At 32.8% G+C, this 18933-nt stretch carries 20 protein-coding genes, 1 tRNA gene and 1 pseudogene; 7 read left to right on the forward strand and 15 right to left on the reverse strand.

Annotated elements, in window-relative coordinates; all coding sequences use genetic code 11:
* Positions 1–315 precede the first annotated feature (315 nt).
* Positions 316–1140: a 2,3,4,5-tetrahydropyridine-2,6-dicarboxylate N-succinyltransferase gene (dapD, locus tag AB3211_RS05040; RefSeq protein WP_367363823.1), complete on the reverse strand. Its 825-nt coding sequence runs from the start codon at positions 1138–1140 to the stop codon at positions 316–318.
* A 95-nt stretch (positions 1141–1235) separates the two neighbouring features.
* Here dapD and AB3211_RS05045 point away from each other — a divergent pair, with 95 nt between their 5' ends.
* From AB3211_RS05045 to AB3211_RS05065, 5 genes are all read left to right on the forward strand, one after another.
* On the forward strand, positions 1236–1886 hold the full coding sequence (locus tag AB3211_RS05045) for an MJ0042-type zinc finger domain-containing protein (RefSeq protein WP_367363824.1): 651 nt from the start codon (positions 1236–1238) through the stop codon (positions 1884–1886).
* 158 nt (positions 1887–2044) lie between these two features.
* Positions 2045–2530, forward strand: coding sequence for an RDD family protein (locus AB3211_RS05050; protein ID WP_367363825.1), 486 nt, complete (start codon positions 2045–2047; stop codon positions 2528–2530).
* Positions 2531–2748: 218 nt separating this feature from the next.
* On the forward strand, positions 2749–3348 hold the full coding sequence (gene recR / locus AB3211_RS05055; protein ID WP_367363826.1) for a recombination mediator RecR: 600 nt from the start codon (positions 2749–2751) through the stop codon (positions 3346–3348).
* Positions 3349–3663: 315 nt separating this feature from the next.
* Positions 3664–4440, forward strand: a complete 777-nt coding sequence (locus tag AB3211_RS05060; protein ID WP_367363827.1) for a sensor histidine kinase — start codon at positions 3664–3666, stop codon at positions 4438–4440.
* 1 nt (position 4441) lies between these two features.
* On the forward strand, positions 4442–4849 hold the full coding sequence (locus AB3211_RS05065; protein WP_367363828.1) for a response regulator: 408 nt from the start codon (positions 4442–4444) through the stop codon (positions 4847–4849).
* A 54-nt stretch (positions 4850–4903) separates the two neighbouring features.
* On the opposite strand, the gene grxD is transcribed toward AB3211_RS05065, so the two are convergent.
* On the reverse strand, positions 4904–5236 hold the full coding sequence (gene grxD / locus AB3211_RS05070; protein ID WP_367363829.1) for a Grx4 family monothiol glutaredoxin: 333 nt from the start codon (positions 5234–5236) through the stop codon (positions 4904–4906).
* A gap of 50 nt (positions 5237–5286) precedes the next feature.
* On the opposite strand from grxD, the gene nth reads away from it, so the two are divergent.
* Both nth and AB3211_RS05080 read left to right on the forward strand, forming a co-directional pair.
* On the forward strand, positions 5287–5925 hold the full coding sequence (gene nth, locus AB3211_RS05075; protein WP_341754065.1) for an endonuclease III: 639 nt from the start codon (positions 5287–5289) through the stop codon (positions 5923–5925).
* A 354-nt stretch (positions 5926–6279) separates the two neighbouring features.
* Positions 6280–6367: transfer RNA gene (locus tag AB3211_RS05080), tRNA-Ser, on the forward strand.
* Positions 6368–6477: 110 nt separating this feature from the next.
* On the opposite strand, the gene AB3211_RS05085 is transcribed toward AB3211_RS05080, so the two are convergent.
* From AB3211_RS05085 to AB3211_RS05145, 13 genes and pseudogenes are all read right to left on the reverse strand, one after another.
* Positions 6478–6651 carry a hypothetical protein gene (locus tag AB3211_RS05085; RefSeq protein WP_367363830.1) on the reverse strand — a complete coding sequence of 58 codons (174 nt, stop codon included), beginning with the start codon at positions 6649–6651 and terminating at the stop codon, positions 6478–6480.
* A 122-nt stretch (positions 6652–6773) separates the two neighbouring features.
* Positions 6774–7523: an IS21-like element helper ATPase IstB gene (gene istB, locus AB3211_RS05090; protein ID WP_367363705.1), complete on the reverse strand. Its 750-nt coding sequence runs from the start codon at positions 7521–7523 to the stop codon at positions 6774–6776.
* Positions 7523–8044: a hypothetical protein gene (locus AB3211_RS05095; protein ID WP_367363831.1), complete on the reverse strand. Its 522-nt coding sequence runs from the start codon at positions 8042–8044 to the stop codon at positions 7523–7525. Before AB3211_RS05095 ends, istB begins: the two co-directional genes overlap by 1 nt.
* Positions 8045–8510: 466 nt before the next feature.
* A complete protein-coding gene (locus AB3211_RS05100; protein WP_367363832.1) occupies positions 8511–10253 on the reverse strand; it encodes a glycosyltransferase family 2 protein in 1743 nt (580 codons plus the stop codon).
* Between the two features lie 66 nt (positions 10254–10319).
* A complete protein-coding gene (locus AB3211_RS05105) occupies positions 10320–12161 on the reverse strand; it encodes a hypothetical protein (protein ID WP_367363833.1) in 1842 nt (613 codons plus the stop codon).
* Positions 12158–13390, reverse strand: a complete 1233-nt coding sequence (locus tag AB3211_RS05110) for a glycosyltransferase family 4 protein (RefSeq protein ID WP_367363834.1) — start codon at positions 13388–13390, stop codon at positions 12158–12160. Before AB3211_RS05110 ends, AB3211_RS05105 begins: the two co-directional genes overlap by 4 nt.
* 6 nt (positions 13391–13396) lie before the next feature.
* Entirely contained in the window at positions 13397–14209 is an 813-nt protein-coding gene (locus tag AB3211_RS05115) for a 2OG-Fe(II) oxygenase (RefSeq protein WP_367363835.1), read from the reverse strand.
* Between the two features lie 50 nt (positions 14210–14259).
* Complete coding sequence (gene wecB / locus AB3211_RS05120) at positions 14260–15387, reverse strand: non-hydrolyzing UDP-N-acetylglucosamine 2-epimerase (protein WP_367363836.1); 1128 nt, start codon at positions 15385–15387, stop codon at positions 14260–14262.
* Positions 15380–16390 (reverse strand): polysaccharide biosynthesis protein, encoded by a 1011-nt coding sequence (locus AB3211_RS05125; RefSeq protein ID WP_367363837.1) that lies wholly within the window; start codon positions 16388–16390, stop codon positions 15380–15382. Before AB3211_RS05125 ends, wecB begins: the two co-directional genes overlap by 8 nt.
* A 9-nt stretch (positions 16391–16399) precedes the next feature.
* Positions 16400–17254 carry a dTDP-4-dehydrorhamnose reductase family protein gene (locus AB3211_RS05130; protein WP_367363838.1) on the reverse strand — a complete coding sequence of 285 codons (855 nt, stop codon included), beginning with the start codon at positions 17252–17254 and terminating at the stop codon, positions 16400–16402.
* A gap of 257 nt (positions 17255–17511) precedes the next feature.
* Positions 17512–18030: an IS3 family transposase gene (locus AB3211_RS05135; RefSeq protein ID WP_367363839.1), complete on the reverse strand. Its 519-nt coding sequence runs from the start codon at positions 18028–18030 to the stop codon at positions 17512–17514.
* Positions 18000–18158: a transposase gene (locus tag AB3211_RS05140; RefSeq protein WP_367363840.1), complete on the reverse strand. Its 159-nt coding sequence runs from the start codon at positions 18156–18158 to the stop codon at positions 18000–18002. Before AB3211_RS05140 ends, AB3211_RS05135 begins: the two co-directional genes overlap by 31 nt.
* A 577-nt stretch (positions 18159–18735) precedes the next feature.
* Positions 18736–18933: pseudogene (locus tag AB3211_RS05145) on the reverse strand (ATP-binding protein); the annotation flags it as partial.

Raw genomic sequence — 18933 nt, forward strand, 5'->3', positions numbered from 1 at the left:
ATTACTTAAATTACCAAGTGTGCAAGTTTAAGTAGGTATAATAGTCCTATAATGTCATTCCCGCGTACGCGGGAATCCATAATATCTAATAGCCTTTGCAGGTTATTTTTTGGATTTCCGCTTTTAGCTAGGAATGACAGCGTTCCATCATATATATCAATCCCTACTTCCCTTTATGTCATCCCTGCGAAGGTAGCGGGATCTATATTATCTAATAGCTTTTGCAGGCTATTTTTTGAATCTCCACCGTAACTCGGACGCCGAGGCTGCTTAAGTTGACAAAACTTGCACACTTGGTTTAAATTGATAATTTTTTCAAGATCGTAATAGATCATTTATAGATACTTTACTTCTAGTTCCTTTATCCACCTGTTTAACGATTACTGCACAATATAAACTTGGTTTTCCTGAATCAGCAGGTAAGCTGCCGGGTACTACAACTGAGTAGGCCGGAACTCTACCATAAATTATCTTTCCACTTTCCCTATCTACTATCTTGGTAGAGGCACCAATAAATACTCCCATACTAATTACACTTCCTTCTTCTACTAAAACCCCTTCTGCTATTTCTGATCTTGCACCTATAAAACAATTATCTTCAATTATTACCGGGGTATTTTGTATTGGCTCTAGTACCCCACCAATACCTGTCCCGCCGGAAATATGACAATTCTTCCCTATTTGAGCACATGATCCTATGGTAGCCCAAGTATCAATCATTGTTCCTTCTCCTATATATGCACCTATATTAATAAAAGAAGGCATAACAATAACGTTTTTAGCTAAATATGCCCCCGTTCTTATAAATGCTCCGGGAACGATACGACAGCCATGGGTTCTAAATAATTCTTCATTATGATTTGTAGAAAATTTGGGAGCAATTTTATCATACCATTTCATACAATCACCAGAATGGATTTGCGAATCAGTTACAATAAAATATAATAAAATTGCTTTTTTTACCCAAAGATTAACTCGCCAATCAGCCCCTTCTTTTGCACAAACCCTAATTAATCCTTGATTTAAACCATCAATAATATTATTCAATATTTGTTTGGCGTAGTTAGTTTTTTCTGAATCCTTGGTTAATTTATCGCGTATTTGCCACAATTCTTCTATAGTATTGATATGTTTTTGCATAACGTCCTTGCTAAACTATTAAAAAAATCATAATTTACTTTATTTTTAAGTCAACCTATATACTCAAATTTGAGTATACAAATTAGATCACGTAAATGAGTATTGCTTGCCCAAATTGTAACACTACCTTTATAGTTTCAAAAGAACAAATAGGTATGACTGGTAGGAAGGTCAAATGTTCAAAATGCCACCATATATGGTATCAAAAGGCAGAGCTTGATCAGCAAGAACCTCCTATTATATCAGATAATACCACAAAAAACGCTAGCACTAATGAAAATAATAAAATATATTTAACCAAAGGTACTAACTTACCGGCTTTATTACCAACTAAAATTCCTGAGCAATCGCATATTTTATCTATATTATTGTGGCTTAGTTTAATTGTCTTCTTATTATTAATGTTATTTCACGAGAAGTTTAATATACCAGCTCTGTATAAAGAGAATAATAATATATTAACTATAAGAAATATACATGTTGAACAAAATAAAGAAATGGGACAAATTAAAGTTTCCTATAGGATAAGTAATACTTCCGACCATGATGTGATAATACCACTTATTAGGGTTAGATTGCTCAATAAAAAATATGTAACAGTAAAATCCTATATAATGAATCAAAAAAATATTAAACTGTCCCCTAAGCAACATATCGACATCGCTACATATCTTGATGTAGTTCCTCGTTCAAGTGAGTTGTTAAATATTATGCTTGGTAATAGTTTGGATTTCATATTACATTAGACTTCTTCTGAAAGAGATTTATAATCAATTCAAATACTCCCATAACACGCGAATTTGGGATAAGAATTAGTTAATTCTTATCCCGAATTGGGGTATTAACATAACCTGAATTCGATGTAACTTGTTACATCGAACTTCCGTGATATATATAGAAAAAAATGAATAAACAAATTATATACCCTAAACTAATTCCTAGGCTCTTTGCTTCTTGCCTAGATTCGTTTTTGTTGTCAATTTTTACAACTCCGATCACCCACTTTATGTTATCTAGACTGTCTTTATTTTTTTTTAAAGCTAGTATAGCGGACATACTAATAATGGGTAGCAAGAAACCGGAGTTAGTTCAAAATGTAACTGCTAGTAGTGTTTTTACATTATTTATTTTAATGCTTATAATTAATTTTGCCCTAGCTGCAACATATTTTATTGGTTTTTGGGTTTATTTGGGTGCTACTCCAGGAAAAATGGTTATGCATATGAAAATAGTAGACGCAGTAACTCTTGAAAAACCTAGTAAATGGCAATTAATTAAAAGATTTTGTGGATATGTATTAGTGCTAGTTGGTATTTGGTTTATACTCTTTTCTAAACAACGCCAAGCTTTGCATGATAAAATTGCTGGAACAGCGGTTATTAAGAGTTAAAGCACATTAGTATTAATTTTAAAAATTGTAGTATCACTAGATTATTAGTAGTAAAAACGATGTCATCAACTATGATTTTTTTATTTTAAACTTTTTTTTAATTTTTCAAAAATCATAGTTGTTGACATCTTCCCCCTAATGGGGATGATTACTTGAGCCTAGTATAAACTTGTTACATCGATATTTGAGGTTATTATAAGTAGTAAAGGTATGCTAAAATGAATAAACTAAATGAAATAGATCAGTTGATCTATCTTTTCTCCAAACTACCTAGTCTTGGTCAAAGATCAGCAAGGCGTATAGTCCTGCATCTTTTACAAGAAAAAGACGTTAGATTAAAAGGTTTAATTTCAGCTCTTTCTTACGTAGATAATAATGTTGTCAAGTGCGATATTTGTGGCAACATAGATTCTCATCATATTTGTAGAGTATGTTCATCTGATGATCGCAACGAATCTATTATAGCAATTGTTGAAACAGTGACAGAATTGTGGGCAATAGAGCGTAGTGGCATTTTTAATGGATATTATCATGTACTAGGGCATAATTTATCAACTGCAAATAGCCATAATTCTAAAACACTAAGACTAGCAGAATTATTAGCTAGATGCCAAGAGAATAACATTAACGAAGTAATTATTGCAACTAATTCCACCTTAGAAGGTCAAACTACAGCTTATTTCATTACTGAATATTTCAAAGATTATACTATCAAAATATCAAGATTAGCTAGCGGCATTCCAATAGGTGGAGAACTAGACTATTTAGATGAAGGAACTTTATCAGCTGCAATAACCTTAAGACAGCCTTTTGACTAATTTATTAAAAATTATTTATTGTATTGAAAAATCTAATATAATATATAAGCTGTTGGTTATATATTAAATTTTGTTAATAAATTATCAAAGGTTACTAAACTAGAATTATTTACATGAAATGTTAAATATTTATACATTATAGGTATTAACATACCACTAAATGTTAATTTGAAATTTTTAGATCTTTTCATTAGTTATTTTATATTTCACCTTGCATATAATTATTTTAAGTAAAGTAAGCATATGTACCAACTTTTTTGGACTATTTTAGTCATGTTTTTGATTCCTGTAGTTCTTTATATTTGCAGGTACAAGATGTTTTCGTGGTTTAATTTAAGAAATAATTCAAAAACTAAAATATTAGAATTAGAACAAAAGATATCAGAGCAAGATAATATTTTGAATCACGTTACTCATGAAATTAGGACTTCGATACATGGGGGAAGTAGTATTGCTCAGTTTTTATATGAAAATTGGGATAAAATGGATGAGCAAGAACACGTAAAGTATGTCAGTATAATAGCTAAAAATAATCAGCGTCTTATAAAATTAATTAATGACCTACTAGACCTATCTAAGTTTAGTACCGGAAAAATGCAGTTTAATTTTGTTGCTATGGATCTATTATCTTCTATAAAAGAGACCGTGCAACAACTTACAGAATTAAACATAATTAACGATCGAATTAATATTATTCTTATTGATCATAGTATTACAAAAGCAATGATTAATGGAGATAAAATTAGGATTAACCAATTATTAAATAATTTATTTAATAATGCACTCAAATATACTAAGGAAGGATTAATTATAGCGGTAATTGATTTAAAAAATCATGAAAATATTCCTTATTGGTGCTTTAGCCTAATCGATACAGGTATAGGAATTCCAGACTCAGAACTTGAGACTATTTTTGAAGTATTTACTCGTAGTTCACGAACTAATAATAATTTTCTTGGTACAGGTGTTGGTTTATCTATTTGCCGAGAAATTGTACAGGCTCATAATGGTTATATTTATGCCGAGAATAACCATAAAAGAGGAACAAAATTAGAATTTATGATTCCTGTATACGATAAAAAAGAGACATAAAATGCTTACAAAGGATAATATTGCAAAAGTATTTACTATACTTTTTGTTGATGACGAACCAATTTGCCATGACGCAATAAATTTAGTGCTACATTATGAACAAAAATATAAAATTATCAGTGCTTATTCCGGACAAGAAGCAGTTAATTTATCTAAAATACATGCTAATACAATAGAGTTAATATTTCTTGATATTTCTCTTCCTGATATGACAGGTTGTGAAGTACATAAACAAATAAGAAGTGATGAGAACCTTGCACATATTCCTATAATTTTTCAAACTGGTTTGTCTAGCAATCATCAGGAAATACAAAAACTCTTACAAGAACAAGCAACATACCTAATCCATAAACCTTATAAAAACGAAGAACTGCTTGAAACTATAAGGCAGTTCCATAAAACTTTCTAGATATACTCATTTATAAACCAATATAAGAATATTTATTCTTATATCTAATTGAGGTTACTTAGATATTATATGTTTATCTTTTAATAATGAAACAAGGTCACCATTTTCATACATCTCACGTACTATATCGCAGCCACCTATCAATTCCCCTTTTATATAAAGCTGTGGTATGGTAGGCCAATCACTGAAAGATTTGATATCTTCACGTAAGCTAGGATTGGTTAAGACATTAATATCACGAAATTCTATGCCAAGTTTTTTTAAGATAGAAACAACGGTAGCAGAAAAACCACATTGAGGAAAATTGGCAGCGCCTTTCATAAATAATACAATATCATTATTAGCAATTTCATTTTTTATAAAATCAAAGTTTTTATTCTCTAACATTCCTAAACCTGATAAAAATTATAACTTCTTTTACTCTTAAATGTTATATTATGCAAGCTCAAATAGTTGATAAAATTTTTGAAATTTTAAGCCAAAATAATCCTACTCCCCGAACGGAACTAGAATATGTTAATAATTTTACTCTATTAGTAGCGGTGATATTATCCGCACAAGCAACTGATGTTTCAGTTAATAAAGCAACTAGATTATTGTTTGTGGAGTATAATACACCGGAAAAAATATTAGAGCTTGGGGAAGAAGGGTTAAGAACTTATATAAGATCAATAGGTTTATTTATAACCAAAGCAAAAAATATTGTTGCACTTTGTCGCATTTTGATAGATAAGTATGACAACAAAGTACCCAACAATTTTGATGACTTAATTAAATTGCCAGGTGTCGGAAGAAAAACTGCTAATGTAGTATTGAATTGCCTCTTTGGTAAGTCAACTATCGCAGTTGATACGCATGTATTTAGAGTTTCCAAAAGATTAGGACTAGCAAATAGTAATACTCCCAAAAAAGTAGAACTTGAGTTAGTTAAAGTTATCGATATAAAATGGTTACAACATGCTCATCACTGGTTGATATTGCTTGGTAGGTATATTTGCAAAGCACGAGTACCAAATTGCCCTGCTTGCCCAGTTAAAGAATATTGTGAATATTATGCTAATAATTTTCTGAAGTAGCAAAGTGTAGATATACTCAAATGATTTGAAGAATTGGCTAGGAGTACAAGTGGCAAGTTAACTAGTCATACATTTAGTATACTGCTCGTAAATGAAGAGTTGGTAGACGATAGAATCAAAATCAACAAGTGCTAGGAGTGTCTAAGCCGAGGAGTGCAGCGTACATTAGTACGTGAGTACCGCAGGTCTTGGACAACGACAACGCAATTGTTGATTTTCATCGAGTATATGTGAGTACGCAAAGTCCCGATAATAAGACAATGCCAACACTTGAAAGACGAAGAGTATACCAAACCTATTGCTTACGTAGTTAACCGAATCTGATGTAACTTGTTATTCTGAATTCTCATAGATGGAGAGGTGGCCGAGTGGTTTAAGGCGCTCGCCTGGAAAGCGTGTTCACGGTAACGTGTCAGGGGTTCAAATCCCCTCCTCTCCGCCATTCGGTACAAGTTGTCGTTTTTTCAAAAATATCGAACGGGCAACGTAGGGAGGTCTCAAGTTTTTTGCGGCTCTGTCCAAAAAACTGTGTAAATTCGAAAAAATAGGTCATTAAATTTTGTTAAGCCTATCCTCAAATTTAACCATCAAATGAGCCATAGCTTCATTCCAGTTTGGAATGGGCATAGTCCATTTTTTGGTCATATAGTCAATTGTCAAATATAAACTTTTAAAAACAGCATTATCATTAGGAAAAACCCGCTTATTATTTGTTACTTTACGCAATTGACTATTGACAGATTCAACTGAATTAGTTGTATAAATTACCTTTCTAATTGACTCATGTCAATAAGCGTTGAAAAATGACCCAGGAAGAGCGTTGAAAAATGACCCACATAAGTCTAGAACTATTGTTTTTTTTTCATACGATAACTTTCATTTCCCGTTTCAATGATATCACAATTATGACAAACTCTATCAAGTAGCGCTGAAGTCATTTTATTACAACCAAATATTTGTGACCATTCTGAGAATATAAGATTAGTAGTAATAATAATTGAAGTGTTGGAATGTATTTTAGATAATAGATGAAAGATAAGTTGACCGCCATTCTTAGAAAATGGTAGATAACCAAGCTCATCTAGGACTAGTACATCTATTTTTTGCAAGGAAGCTGCTAGTTTTCCTACCTGAGCAGAGTTCTTTTCATATTCTAATTGATTAGCAAGATCTACAAGATTAAAAAATCTTGATTTATAACCTTTTCGTACTGCTTTTGTACTTAATGCAATAGCTAGGTGAGTTTTACCGCTACCAGTACCACCAACTAGGATTATATTTCTAGATGTTTTAATAAACTCGCAACTATATAGATGCATAATTTGTTCTTGGTTTATTGGGGTATCGATAAATATGAAATTATCTATATCTTTTTTCTCAGGAAACTTTGCTGCGCTAATCCTACTTTGAATAGACCTAAGAGTTCGTGTTGTTAGTTCAGATTTTAATAAATTATGTAAAATATAATTCGAGGCTTCTTTACGCCTTATGGCATCAGATATAATTTCATCATAAGACTCAAGCATCCCTGTAAATTTTAGCTTTCTCATAACATTTATAATATCTTCTCTAGTAGATTCTTGATATACATTGTTCATTACTTACCTCCTAACTTGAGAAAATTATCGTATATCTCACAATTAGCTTTCGGGATATGTTTTAAAGTATGATATTCTTGGTAATTACTTGGCTCTGTTACTTTTAACTCATCTTTATTACGTAATATAATATTTAAAATTACCTCCTTACTAACAGTTCCTATTTTTAGTGCTTGGGTGCATGCTGATACTACTGCTTCTATGGATTCCATTGCTATATACGATAATATATGAGCAAAATCTCTTGTACCTGCTGGGCTGCTCTCAAGACGTCTTCTAACTTCTATGAGCTCTTCTGGTAAATTCATATTAAGGAATGGTTCACCATTTCTTAATGCTCCGGGTTTATACCTTAATATTGGCAGATAATGATTGACGTCATAACAAGTTTCTCCCTTAGTAAATTTCCGTTTATGACGACCTACCTCTTGACCATTATAAATAAATACTAGATGTTCAGCATATATCTTACATTGTACTATTTTCCCAGCACAACTACACCCACTTCTTAGGTGGGTCATTTTTCAACGCACATTAACCCATTTAGTGGGTCATTATTGCACGCTTTTTAACACTTTTTGTCATGTACTGAGAAAAAAATATTAAAAATATTAATTTTTTGGAGATATTGTTACTTATTTAGGGGGTCAAATTTCATTACAATTTTTCCCTTAAAGGGGTCAATAGCTGATTACAATTTACATGCCAATGGAGGGAAGGCTGGTGGGTAAGTTCGACTAACACAGGGAAACGTTATGAAAGCACAGACTTTCAATAATTGACGACAACTAAACTGTGTTAGATAGCTAGATTAAAATAATCAGGTGAAGGAATTTATCTTGAACCCATTGCGGGAAAACCGCACGATGAGGTTCTAATGAGGGGCGTAAGTGGTAACGCTTACGTCTACTCTCTACTTTAACTCTTTTTTTCTAACTTATTACGGAAACTTAACTACTCTCTTTTTTGTCTAATTTCTTCAGTCCATTATATACCTAGTTTCCTACAAATTTTGTTCCACGTTATTCTAAAACCATCTACACGCAGTGATCTAATTAACTTCACTACTATATTAGGGTTACGTCTCTCAGATGGCCAGTCATTAAATTTTATTAATTTATCTAATGGAAAGCTAGATATATTTGCTGCAGAAAATAGTAACAACTGAACGTGCTTATCAAATTGACTTAAATATTCATCATTCATAACAAATGAGAAAATATTAACTAACCTTATTGTCATTTTTCTATTATTGAAACAGTTACTAATTCCATAATTAACCCTAACGCATGATAAGGCCAAATCAATTGCTTCTATATCATGTTTGCTTGCTATAGAGATCCATAAGCATATATCTTCACCAATCTTTATATTTTCAGGGAATTTGTTTGACATAAAAAGGGAGGTTTTTCCCATCACACTAGACATTGCTATTGGACATTTAGTAATAATGTTTGGAAAGACTTGCTCGCTAAAAGTACCAGAGTTTATATATTTGATCAAATTTCCAGCCCAATCTATCCTATGGTAAGAAGTATGCGAGAATAACAAACTATTATCCTCCATAAACTTCAATTGAACCTCAAGTTTATTGTCATAAAACAAATCATCAGAATCAATGAACGCTATGTATTGCCCAGATGCATGTTTAATACCTAGATTACGTGCCACTGCTGATCCTGCATTTTCCTTACGAATATATTTAATTCTACTATCTTTATTACATTCCTCAATTAACCTAGATACATCATCTTCAGAACCATCATCTACTATAATCAATTCAAAACATTTATGAGTTTGTGCAACAACACTCTTTATAGACTCAATTGCCAAATCAATTCTATTATAAATTGGCATAATTACACTAATCTTAATGTCAGTTAAAAGAGCATTAGCCATTGATTCAGCTAGCTTAGATGGTTGATAACAAGAAGCATTTGCAAGAAAAACACTAGTACGATGCAGGAATAAATAAGGCGATCCTTCCATTATAGTCATTTCTTCTAAAGTTAACCTTCTGAGAAACCCAGACCATAATTCACTACATTCATTCATATGGCTAGTAATTTTATGTATTCCTTGGTCTAGATGAGTACGACTTTTAATTAAAATACGATCATCAAAATGAATAGGTGCTATCCGTAAAAACTCAAACCAAAGTGCATAATCCTGGGTAGTTAATAATGTTTCATCAAAAATGCCAATTTCACGGAAATATTTTGTGGGTATTAAGAGAACACATCCATGAATTAATCCCCGCATAAGAGGGAATAATGGTATATTACATTTTTCCACTGATAATATTTGATCTGGTCTTGTAAAAGACAGTGATTTGGATTTACGATCTATAACTTCATACCCCCCGTAAATAATCGTATTACGGTTAGGAAGACTATTGAGTACATTAATTTGATGTTCAATTTTTTCTAGAACGTAAACATCATCATGACTAAGCCATGAAAAATATTCTCCTTTCATTTCTTTAATTGCCAAATTCAAGGCTGAAGCTACCCCCCCGTTTGGTTTGGAAAAATAACGAATCTTGTTACCATAAGACAAGGCTATGCGTTCTGTTGCACCATTATCATTTGATCCATCATTAACAACTAAAATTTCTAAATTTTTATAAGTCTGAGCAACTGCACTATCTATTGCTTCACGCATATAATTAGCACCGTTGTAAACGGGAATAACAAGTGAAACCTTTGGATAAAAGATGCTATTGCTCATTGAAATAGCTCACATGACTTGTCTAAACTGTATTTATTCATCATAGCAATTTCTCTTTACTCATTTTCAATCCCATCCAATTGATAATGAGATATCCTTTAATAACCAAAGTCCTAAGCTTTTATCAGAATATAAACCCGCATCTTCTGTACAACCCTCATTCACTAATAAAATCGGTTTTGGAAAATTAAACGGTGGTTGTTGCAAGTTTAAAACACGCCAAAAAGTTTCTTTAAGCTCCTCATTTAACCCTCTATTTACAAATGTTGTTGTTAATAGATAAGTAGCACCTGATTTTTTAAAATTAGCTATTACTTTAAATGCATCTTCAAAATTTAGGTGTACTAGTAAATCTCGTGAAAAAATAAGATTAGCTTTTGGTAAAGTGTCTTTAGCTAGATTCAAAACTTTAAATATTCTTGTAGCATTACCAAATTCTTCTTTATTTTTTTCTATCAAAGCATCTACAATATCAACGCCAATATATTGTTCTACTTCAAGCTCTGTCTTTTGCATCCAATACCAATCACCACATGGAGCATCAAGAAAGGTTTTAATTTTAAATTCTCTAATAATCTTTGGTATCTCGTTTCTAACAATTTCCGTCTGTAATAGATCAGACCCTTCGCCAGAACGTGATACAGATCCTCCAAAAATATTCTTATTATATACTTCAGAGAATTTATTCTTTAAGTTATTTTTTGATGCACTATCTAATCCTAAAAACTCAAAAAATGTTTTCTGCATATGCTCTAAAGTAAAGTCCATCAAAAAACAAGCAGTAGCATTTTTTGTAACTATTGCATATGAAGTTGTATTTAGGATAGCATGTTCTAGTTTTTGCAAAACAACTAGAGAATCCATAGATGTACACAAAATCCCTGCATTATGCTTGGCTATATATCTAGTAGGTGATGCATAATATGGTGCATGACAAAAAACAGGACGACCAGCGGCAAAATAGGAGACCAATTTTCCAGGAAAACTATTGGTAGCCTCAAGACGATACTCTTCTGAAAACCAGTACGGCATGTACAGGAGATCTGAATCTTCTAAGAAATTGATGGTTTCTTCTTGTGACTGCCATCCTAGATATTCGAAATTGGTTGGCGACTGAGTATATACCTGAAAGTGAGCCCCAAGGACTCTAAGACGAATTCGCCTTCCTGCTATAGACCAATTAACTTGATTCAGAGTATTAATAAGGCATTGCCATGCATCTTGTGCATATAATTGTCCTGCTATAGCAATGATAAATTCATTCCTATTCTCATGTGGTCTTGTTGCAGGTATCTTGGCAAATTTATTAGGTAAACTAGCAATTATAGGTATACTACGCACACCGTATTTATGCAAATAAGTCTTTGACATTGTCCATGAAGCAGATGCACATGACTTACTATGTTTTATGACCTCATCGAACTCTGCTAAAAGTCGTCGCCTAGTATATACATCAATATTATTCTCACGCAACCACCACTCGAAAGGATCCCATACTTGAGTAAATAATGGTAATGCTAACTTACAAGAAAGAGGTTTTGCTAAACGTACAATAGTTTGTCCTTCCAACACCACCCATAATGCATCAACTTGCTGTTGTTTTGCAAAATTAACAATTTGTGGTAATATTGAGTATTTTACCCGCATTGCTTGAATTAACTCAAAGACAAGTGCTAGCAACCTACCTGCTTTGCCCCACAATCTCCTCGGAGCCATTTCCCGAGGTTTTATCAATTTAAGGTGAGGAATTATCTCTAATTCTTTAGGTATGATTGGTTTAAGGTAGGGGTGTACAATTGAGCAAATTGCAATTTGTTCAATTGGTAAAAACCGTACTAAACGGTCTAGTACTAATCCTGCAGTAAAATTATGACAAGGAGGCATATCTGTTAAAAGTAAAATTTTCATCTAGCAACAACCCTATTATAAATATCAGCTAACTTTTTAGCTTGGGTTTCATCTCCATAATGCAATTCAGCCATCATTCTACCTTTTTGTCCTCGCCGTTTACATTCATCCGGATTATCAATTAAGTGTTGTAGTGCTAAGTACAAAGCTTCTCCATCACGCATAGGTACTGCCAAACCAACATCTGGAGCAAAAGTAACGTCAGGCAATGAAGTACCTTCAAAAACAATTACAGGTTTACTGCAGGCCATTGCTTCAACTGCCATCATACCAAATGCTTCTGCAACTGATGGCATTAAAAAAATATCTGCAGCTACCAATGCATCCCGCACTAATTCTTCATCATTAGTCCAACCAAGATTTACCAGCTGGAATCGGTCGACAAATTGCTGTAATAATGCTCCCCCACTACTCAAAGTCAACAAGCAAATTGGCTGCTTTGACTTAATACGTTCGAGTGCCTGAATAATATAAGGTACTCCTTTAAACTCATTTTGCTCTACCCGAAAGCATATTACCAAAGCATCTTCAGGAATATCAAATAGCTTTCGTGCATTTGGATAAGCAGCAGCGGAAAAGAAGTTTAGATCTAACCCAAATGGCACTAAATGAACTAGTTTATTCTCAAACATTGGTGAGTTATTAACCATATCTTGCATCCATTTTGAGGCTACAATAATATCGAAATTAGATCTCTTGTAAGCTGCATGCTTATAATTAAATAAAAATCTAGTATTATCCCTAGCAAGTGGTATATGGCTAGTCAGGTCAGGACAATTACCACAACCAGTCATCCAACGTTTACAATCAAACGGATGAATACAATGTCCTGTCATAGCCCAAGGATCATGTAAAGTCCAAACCGTTGGCTTTAGCTTGGTAATCTTTGATAAATCTGATATAGAAAAATATCCTGAACTTATAATATGAAGGTGAATAAGATCAGCTTCTTTAAAGACCGGCATTCTGATGATTCGCGAAGCGTTCAAATGCAGTACCGACTGTAAAGAAGTAATTCGTTCTATTTTATTAATTACCCGATTAATTTTTCGAGCTATTGATCCTTCAAAAGTTAGTATTTCCGGATTCTGAGTATCCTTCTCCCAAATTAAATGACGAGATTCAATGCCATATTTTTTAAGAAGTGGTGTTATAGATAATCCACTAAATCTACGACCTGGTGATTCATATCCATTCACTTGCAGTATCTTCATTAAACTACTACTCATAAAATCTCAGCTATATTCTCTAATAACTTTACCATCCTTATCAGTAAAATTACGTTTTTTCCACAGAGCTCTATGAGGTTTGTCAATAATATTATTAATAGATTCCCGAGGGGCTTTTGTATAGTAATATAAAATGATCGATTTACGATATTCGCCTTTTGGAAATTTACATGGATCTGGTAAACCATGATAGCTTTTATCGTGCGTATCGAATGCAACAAGACGATTAAATAATGGAGCAATCTTTTTTAAACAATTCTCGCCATTATTATTATATATTCCAAATTCTCCTCCCCATCCTTCTTGCCATTTTGGGTTGAAATATATAATAACATTCATACGACGATTAAGTCCCGTTGCGTCATGATAATTACCATCAACATGTACATCTAATAAACCATTTGGCATTGTGAGATTAAGCCCCCCACCAGTAAAATATGGATCAGGCACAAGTTTTTTAATATTAAAAGTCTCTGATAAGGCTAAAAGAAATATAGACGAATTGAGCAAACGAATAGTATCAACAATAGCTTCCGGTATATCAAATTCTGATTTCCATATAGTCCTTTGTTTTATCTCAATATCTTCATCATAGCTTCTATCCCATATATCTTCATTAGGGGAAGGAAAATTATCCAAACAACTTTGAGCTAAATCAGCATGTAAAAAATTATCAATTACTAGGTGTTTAAATGGCTCAAGATAATACATACCATTATTTTTTGCATCAATAATCTTATTGCTCGCAAGCAGTGCAAACTCTTTCATTTGAGATTGAGAGAACCGACAAGGCAAATTAGCCTGAGATATTCTAGTCATACAAACCTTTATGTACATTTAACAATTCAATTTAGGAGGGTGGTACTAATTCACTTAAACCATACAACTCTATTAATATAATCCACGTAGCTCAAAACAATACGGAGTATTTTTTGTGAGACTAAGCCAGCATTATAATCTGAAACGATTGTTTGTAAATGACTATGTTTACTATGTTGTTTGGTTACAATGCGTACAGCATCTAGAACCTTTTCTACTTTAAGACCACTCATTATCAAAACACCTTCATCCATACCTTCAGGTCTTTCGTGAGTATTACGAATGGTAATTGCTGGTAATTTAAGAAGAGAAGCTTCCTCAGTAATTGTACCACTATCAGATAAAATGCAGAAAGCCTCCATTTGCAGTTTGATGTAATCTAGAAAACCGAATGGTTTTAAAAACCGAATTTGTTTATCCAAACCTTTAATACCTAATTTTTCTAACAGCTGACGTGTACGAGGATGTGTTGATACAACCACGGGCATATCATATTCTTTAACCAACATCTGTAAAGTGTTAAGTAAGTCCTGTAAATTGGCTGACACATCTACATTCTCTTCGCGATGAATACTGACTAAAAAATATTGATGAGCTTGAAGTTCTAGGCTAGCTAGCACATTTGATAGATGCGCTTTAGGCATAAAATAACCTAACACTTCTTGCATATGCGAACCAGACTTAATAATTCTCTCCGGAGATACACCTTCGGCAATAAGGTAACGACGGGCATGTTCAGTCAGAACTATATTGATATCACTTAAATGGTCAACTACTTTACGATTTAGCTCTTCTGGTACTCTTTGATCAAAACAACGGTTGCCGGCTTCCATATGAAAAACTGGTATCTTCCGCCTTTTGGCTGCGATAACCGAAAGGCAGGAATTCGTATCACCATAAAGCAATAATGCATTTGGTTGTTCTTTTCCTAAAACCTCATCAGTTTTCTCAATAATGCGTGCAATGGTTTGTGTTGCATTACCACTAACAGCAGCTTCTAAAAAATAATTTGGTTTACGAATGTTAAGATCGTCAAAGAAAATCTGATTCAGTTCATAATCAAAATTTTGCCCTGTATGAACCAAAATATGGTTCGTATACTCATCAAACTCAGAAATTACTCTAGACATTTTAATAAGTTCTGGGCGAGTACCAATAATGGTCATTACTTTAAGCATTAAGTTGCTCTTTAATGAAGTCAAGTGTTAGTAAAAGTTTTTTAACTTGTTCTATATTCAATCTTTCTGTATTAGATGATGTATAGTCAGTTAGAGAAGCAACGTTTAGATCTCCTTCTATAAAAAACTTTGAATAATTGAGATCACGATTATCGGCAGGAATCCTGTAATAATTTCCTAAATCTTCAGCTTTGACCATCTCCTCAGAAGAAACCAAGGATTCATAGATTTTTTCTCCATGACGCACGCCAATTAAACGAATTTCATTATTAGCATTAAATAATTCTTTTATAGCATGAGCTAATACTTCAATTGTTGCAGCCGGAGCTTTCTGCACAAAAATATCACCTTGTTGCCCATGTTCAAAGGCATATAACACTAAGTTTACAGAATCTTCAAGTGACATTAAGAAACGTGTCATATTTGGGTCGGTAATAGTTAGCGGTTTTCCCTCTTTAATTTGATTAACAAAAAGAGGTATTACCGAGCCACGGGAAGCCATTACATTACCATAACGAGTACAACACAGGACGGTATCTCCTTTAGAACTCATTCGAGCTTTAGCTATCAACAATTTTTCCATCATTGCTTTTGATAAACCCATGGCATTGATAGGATATACCGCCTTATCAGTACTGAGTACCACAATCCGCTCAACACCATTGGCAACAGCTGCATTCATCATATTTTCAGCTCCCAGTACATTAGTCCGCACTGCTTCCATCGGATAAAATTCACATGATGGAACTTGCTTCAAGGCTGCAGCGTGGAACACATAATTAACATTTTTCATAGCATAGTAAATACTATCATAATTTCTTACGTCCCCAATATAAAACTTAAGCTTTGGGTTATTGAAAGCAATCCTCATATCTTCTTGTTTTTTTTCATCCCGACTGAATATGCGAATTTCTTTAATATCACTTTCTAGTAATCGTTTCATCACTGTGTTACCAAATGACCCCGTACCTCCAGTAATCATTAAAATTTTATTAACAAACATTCTTACCTTTTATTGAAATTTATACATACGTTGAATTAACTCTGGCCACTCAGGCGGTGCATATCCCGTTGCCTTATTAAAAAGTTCGGCATTAAGTGAGCGATCAATGACCAGTTCATTAGATGGAATTATTTCGATTGTTTTTTTATAAGTACTAGCCACAAGTTTTAACAAATCATATTTATTGATCGGTTTTGCTGCGACATGATAAAGTCCACGCATATCGGGTCGTGGTATAACGATGTCACGAACTATCCTTGCTAATTCAATAGTTGGAAGTCCAGAGAACACGGCTTGGACAAATCCTCTAACTTGATTTTTTTGTGCAAGAAACCAGCCAATAAGACTCTTACCTCCCGATAACTCATGCCCGATAATTGAAGTACGAAGTGTTATAGTGTTAGGATAATTTACTTCCCCTAAAAACTTTGAGCGACCATAGAGATCATTAGCATCTGCAAAATCACTCTCTGTATAGTTACCCTTAGACCCGGAAAATACACAATCTGTACTAACATGTATAAAACGAGACCCTATAGCTTGGCATATTATACTAAGTCTATGAGGAAGCAAAGCATTAATTGATAGTGCTTGTAGGGAATCATTTGCATCCTTTAGTTGTTTAATTAGCCCAATACAATTTACTACCACATCAGGTCGAATTGTTGCAAATAATTTAATAAGAGAATCATGATTTTCTATATTTACTGGGGCAATGAGTTGTTTAGATGACTCTTCAGAAAAATAACGGTAAGCACCATTATTCCTAGCTGCCCCGTAAACGTTAAGGTTATGATCTTCAGCCATAAACCTAAACATGGCATTGCCAAGCATGCCTGTTATACCAAGGATTAATATTTTCATAGATTATTCTTCAAGCTTTTATTCAGTTTTTGCTAGGATTCATTAGGTTACGTTATTATATCACCAAACTCATATAATGGACTGAAAAATCAACACAAAAAAAAGATAATTTTGTTTCTTATTTTGCATTTATTAAGCAGTAATTTGCATGTAGTTTTGCATATAATCAAGATAGATATCCATAGGTTCTTTGCAACCAATAGCTGAATGAAATCTTTGATAATTATATTTATTCATATAATTATCAATACCATCTTTTAGCTCTTTAATTTAGTCCAATATTGATCAAGTAAATAGCTATAAATCTGATGTTGATTATCCTTTACAGAAGTAAGTTGTTTCTTGTGTGGATAACTAGCCTCTATCCCCATCATCCTCATATATTTTAGTACTCCATCCTTACCAACAGCAAAACCATCTTCCAATAATTGTTGATGAATATAACGATAACCAAATTCAGGATTTTCTGTATAGATCTCATCTATTCTATTTAAAACCTTCAAATTGTCTGTACTAAAGGGCTTAGCTTTATAATATACTGAAGCACGATTAACTTCCAATAATTCACACTGTCTTGCCTTTGGTAACAGCTTTAGCTCGGATTCGACAAGACTTTTTCTATTTGATAAGTCCAAGCTTTTTAACTTTCCTACAGCCCAATCCCTCTCAACAGTAGTTTTCCCGAGTGCTTTAGCAAGTTCATCATTTTGTTCCTTTAGCTTATTAATTTGCTCTTGATATTCACTCAATACTTCTCTACAAATTGACTCTTCCAATTTCGGATACTCTTCGCATTAACTTCATATTTCGATGATAGCTGAGATAATGTAATATCCTCTTTTAATAATTCTAGCACTATTTTTGTTTTTTCTTCGGCACTGAAAATTCTTACCTTATTTTTCATAGTTGTTCCTTTTAAGTTTAACTCTTTTATTCTAACTTATTACGGAAACTTAACTACTCTCTTTTTTGTCTAATTTCTTCAGTCCATTATAACTTAACTTGACGGTGTATTAAAATTATTTTTTTGTATTTTTACCTATTGCTACTAAAAAGTAAAAACATTAGTATAATTTTAACTATTTATACTTTTTCAACAGTCCGTCTTGACTAGTACACATCTAAATCATTAAGTATACGAAAGTGCTTATCTAGCATTTTCTCATCTAAGTTTGTAAATTGTAATCAGCTATTGACCCCTTTAAGGGAAAAATTGTAATGAAATTTGATCCCCTAAATAAGTAACAATATCTCCAAAAAATTAATATTTTTAATATTTTTTTAAGGAGTTTTTAAAAGGGTGTTTATAGTGGAAACAATTGGAAGAATACGTAGAATGTATTACGTATAGTGTAAATTGTAATCAGCTATTGCCCCCCCTAACCACATAAAAAAATTAGTTAATTTTGGTTAAAATTCAGATAGAATTTTCTAAAATCATTGTAATTTTTAATTAATACCGTAGTCTATTATTTTAATCTTTAATCTACATCTTTCCCTCCTCTAAAACTTTTATTACCAGTTTCTATGATTTGACAATGATGTGTCAATCTATCGATAATTACTTTTGTTGCCTTAGCATTACCAAACATATCATTCCATTCTTCAAATCTCAAATGGGTAGTAATGATCACTGAAGTTTGCTCATACAATTTAGCAAATAACTCAAATAACAGGAA

The sequence above is a fragment of the Candidatus Tisiphia endosymbiont of Nedyus quadrimaculatus genome, assembly GCF_964059235.1.
In the GTDB taxonomy this organism is placed as follows: domain Bacteria; phylum Pseudomonadota; class Alphaproteobacteria; order Rickettsiales; family Rickettsiaceae; genus Tisiphia.

Bases quoted from the DNA above. Each gene is read 5' to 3' on its own strand.
- dapD (WP_367363823.1), bottom strand. From the start codon at position 1,140: ATGCAAAAACATATCAATACTATAGAAGAATTGTGGCAAATACGCGAT.
- AB3211_RS05045 (WP_367363824.1), top strand. From the start codon at position 1,236: ATGAGTATTGCTTGCCCAAATTGTAACACTACCTTTATAGTTTCAAAA.
- AB3211_RS05050 (WP_367363825.1), top strand. From the start codon at position 2,045: ATGAATAAACAAATTATATACCCTAAACTAATTCCTAGGCTCTTTGCT.
- recR (WP_367363826.1), top strand. From the start codon at position 2,749: ATGAATAAACTAAATGAAATAGATCAGTTGATCTATCTTTTCTCCAAA.
- AB3211_RS05060 (WP_367363827.1), top strand. From the start codon at position 3,664: ATGTTTTCGTGGTTTAATTTAAGAAATAATTCAAAAACTAAAATATTA.
- AB3211_RS05065 (WP_367363828.1), top strand. From the start codon at position 4,442: ATGCTTACAAAGGATAATATTGCAAAAGTATTTACTATACTTTTTGTT.
- grxD (WP_367363829.1), bottom strand. From the start codon at position 5,236: ATGTTAGAGAATAAAAACTTTGATTTTATAAAAAATGAAATTGCTAAT.
- nth (WP_341754065.1), top strand. From the start codon at position 5,287: ATGCAAGCTCAAATAGTTGATAAAATTTTTGAAATTTTAAGCCAAAAT.
- istB (WP_367363705.1), bottom strand. From the start codon at position 7,523: ATGAACAATGTATATCAAGAATCTACTAGAGAAGATATTATAAATGTT.
- AB3211_RS05095 (WP_367363831.1), bottom strand. From the start codon at position 8,044: ATGACCCACCTAAGAAGTGGGTGTAGTTGTGCTGGGAAAATAGTACAA.
- AB3211_RS05100 (WP_367363832.1), bottom strand. From the start codon at position 10,253: ATGAGCAATAGCATCTTTTATCCAAAGGTTTCACTTGTTATTCCCGTT.
- AB3211_RS05105 (WP_367363833.1), bottom strand. From the start codon at position 12,161: ATGAAAATTTTACTTTTAACAGATATGCCTCCTTGTCATAATTTTACT.
- AB3211_RS05110 (WP_367363834.1), bottom strand. From the start codon at position 13,390: ATGAGTAGTAGTTTAATGAAGATACTGCAAGTGAATGGATATGAATCA.
- AB3211_RS05115 (WP_367363835.1), bottom strand. From the start codon at position 14,209: ATGACTAGAATATCTCAGGCTAATTTGCCTTGTCGGTTCTCTCAATCT.
- wecB (WP_367363836.1), bottom strand. From the start codon at position 15,387: ATGCTTAAAGTAATGACCATTATTGGTACTCGCCCAGAACTTATTAAA.
- AB3211_RS05125 (WP_367363837.1), bottom strand. From the start codon at position 16,390: ATGTTTGTTAATAAAATTTTAATGATTACTGGAGGTACGGGGTCATTT.
- AB3211_RS05130 (WP_367363838.1), bottom strand. From the start codon at position 17,254: ATGAAAATATTAATCCTTGGTATAACAGGCATGCTTGGCAATGCCATG.
- AB3211_RS05140 (WP_367363840.1), bottom strand. From the start codon at position 18,158: ATGAAAAATAAGGTAAGAATTTTCAGTGCCGAAGAAAAAACAAAAATA.